The organism is Poseidonibacter antarcticus, from assembly GCF_003667345.1.
GTDB classification, from domain to species: domain Bacteria; phylum Campylobacterota; class Campylobacteria; order Campylobacterales; family Arcobacteraceae; genus Poseidonibacter; species Poseidonibacter antarcticus.
Genome location: NZ_RCWF01000027.1, coordinates 1 through 3,099, shown reverse-complemented (window position 1 = coordinate 3,099; position 3,099 = coordinate 1). Strand labels below are relative to the sequence as shown.

Sequence of the window (3,099 nt, the reverse complement as noted above, 5' to 3'; positions counted from 1 at the left end):
TGTAATGTATGTTTAATAAGATAGTAGCCAAAGAATAATTATCAAATGCGATAGAATTTAATTCTATTTATTATAAGCTATTAAGGGCTAATGGTGGATGCCTAGACTGTAAGAGGCGATGAAGGACGTACTAGACTGCGATAAGTCACGGGGAACTGTCAAGAAGTTTTGATCCGTGAATTTCCGAATGGGACAACCCAGCTAATAGCGATATTAGTTACACGAAAGTGGGCAAACCTGGTGAAGTGAAACATCTCAGTAACCAGAGGAAGAGAAATCAAAAGAGATTCCCAAAGTAGCGGCGAGCGAAATGGGATTAGGACAAACCCTATGCTTGCATAGGGGGTTGTAGGACCAAGATGTGAGACTAGAGAATATAGATGAATAATCTGGAAAGATTAAGCGTAGAAGGTGAAACTCCTGTAATCGAAATGTTCAATAGCTCTATTGGTATCCTGAGTAGGTCGGAACACGTGATATTCTGACTGAATCTAGGGGGACCACCCTCTAATCCTAAATACTACTTACAGATCGATAGTGAACAAGTACCGTGAGGGAAAGGTGAAAAGTACTCCAGCGAGGAGAGTGAAATAGAACCTGAAACCATTAGCTTACAATCATTCAGAGCCCTATGATTTATCAGGGTGATGGACTGCCTTTTGCATAATGAGCCTGCGAGTTGTGGTGTCTGGCAAGGTTAAGCCAAGTGCGAAGCCGTAGCGAAAGCGAGTCTTAATAGGGCGAATTAGTCAGATGCTGCAGACCCGAAACGAAGTGATCTATCCATGAGCAGGTTGAAGCTGGTGTAAGAGCCAGTGGAGGACCGAACCGGTGTGCGTTGAAAAGTGCTCGGATGACTTGTGGATAGGGGTGAAAGGCCAATCAAACTTCGTGATAGCTGGTTCTCTCCGAAATATATTTAGGTATAGCCTCGTGTTGTAGCATATAGGGGTAGAGCACTGAATGGGCTAGGGCTGCTTACCGCGGTACCAAACCCTATCAAACTATGAATACTATATGTGTAATCACGGGAGTCAGGCGTAGGGTGATAAAATCCTATGTCGAGAGGGGAACAACCCAGACTAACAGCTAAGGTCCCAAAGTCATATCTAAGTGGAAAACGATGTGGAGTTACTGTGACAACCAGGAGGTTGGCTTAGAAGCAGCCATCCTTTAAAGAAAGCGTAACAGCTCACTGGTCTAGTGATTCTGCGCGGAAAATATAACGGGGCTAAGATATGCACCGAAGCTTTAGATTCAATATTTATATTGAGTGGTAGGAGAGCGTTCTATTCAGCGTTGAAGGTATACCGGCAAGGAGTACTGGAGCGGATAGAAGTGAGCATGCAGGCATGAGTAGCGATAATTAAGGTGAGAATCCTTAACGCCGAAAACCCAAGGTTTCCTACGCGATGCTCGTCATCGTAGGGTTAGTCGGGTCCTAAGTCAAGTCCGAAAGGGGTAGACGATGGCAAATTGATTAATATTTCAATACCAACATATAAGCGCGATGTGGGGACGCATAGAGTTAATCGAGCTCACTGATGGAATAGTGGGTCGAAGGAAGTAGGTTGTAATTTAGGTAAATCCGGATTACACTAGACCGAGATCTTACAGGCTGAACAATACTTTCGAGTAGCGTTTAGAATCGATGATACTGTCGTGCCAAGAAAAGCCACTAAGTATATTATATGTTGCCCGTACCGTAAACCGACACAGGTGGGTGGGATGAGTATTCTAAGGCGCGTGGAAGAACCCTGGTTAAGGAACTCTGCAAACTAGCACCGTATCTTCGGTATAAGGTGTGCCTACTTTGGTATAGAGATTTACTCTCGAAAGCTAAAGAGGTTGCAACAAAGAGTCCCTCCCGACTGTTTACCAAAAACACAGCACTTTGCTAACTCGTAAGAGGATGTATAAGGTGTGACGCCTGCCCGGTGCTCGAAGGTTAACTGATGATGTTAGATTTATCGAAGCATTTGATTGAAGCCCGAGTAAACGGCGGCCGTAACTATAACGGTCCTAAGGTAGCGAAATTCCTTGTCGGTTAAATACCGACCTGCATGAATGGCGTAACGAGATGGGAGCTGTCTCAACCAGGGATCCAGTGAAATTGTAGTGGAGGTGAAAATTCCTCCTACCCGCGGAAAGACGGAAAGACCCCGTGCACCTTTACTACAGCTTGACACTGTAGCTTGGATATTTATGTGCAGGATAGGTGGGAGGCTATGAAACTAGGATGCTAATTCTAGTGGAGCCAACCTTGAGATACCACCCTTAAATATTTGAGTTACTAACTGGGTACAGTTATCCTGTACCAGGACAATGTCTGGTGGGTAGTTTGACTGGGGCGGTCGCCTCCTAAAAAGTAACGGAGGCTTACAAAGGTTAGTTCATGGCGGATGGAAATCGCCAGTTGAGTATAATGGCATAAACTAGCTTGACTGTGAGACATACAAGTCGAACAGAGACGAAAGTCGGTCATAGTGATCCGGTGGTTCTGTGTGGAAGGGCCATCGCTCAAAGGATAAAAGGTACGCCGGGGATAACAGGCTGATCTCCCCCAAGAGCTCACATCGACGGGGAGGTTTGGCACCTCGATGTCGGCTCATCGCATCCTGGGGCTGAAGCAGGTCCCAAGGGTATGGCTGTTCGCCATTTAAAGCGGTACGCGAGCTGGGTTCAGAACGTCGTGAGACAGTTCGGTCCCTATCTTCCGTGGGCGTAGGAAAGTTGAGGAGATTTGTCCCTAGTACGAGAGGACCGGGATGAACGTACCACTAGTGTACCAATTGTTCTGCCAAGAGCATCGTTGGGTAGCTACGTACGGATGAGATAAGCGCTGAAAGCATCTAAGCACGAAGCCAACTCCAAGATTAACTTTCCCTGAAGATCCCTCTAAGACTAAGAGGTTGATAGGCTAGATGTGTAAGCGTTGTAAGACGTTTAGCTGACTAGTACTAATAGATCGTTTGGCTTATTTATAATTCAAATTTAGTATTCTTTGGTTTACTATCTTATTAAGTATACATTGTGTGACTTTAACATTAAAATATCTTTTACTCAACATATAAGTTGAGTAATGAGTATATTAGATTA

At 44.9% G+C, this 3,099-nt stretch carries 1 rRNA gene; it reads left to right on the top strand.

Annotation, left to right across the window (positions count from 1 at the left end):
* Positions 1-70 precede the first annotated feature (70 nt).
* Positions 71-2,985: ribosomal RNA gene (locus tag D9T19_RS14210) — 23S ribosomal RNA — on the top strand.
* Positions 2,986-3,099: the final 114 nt, after the last annotated feature.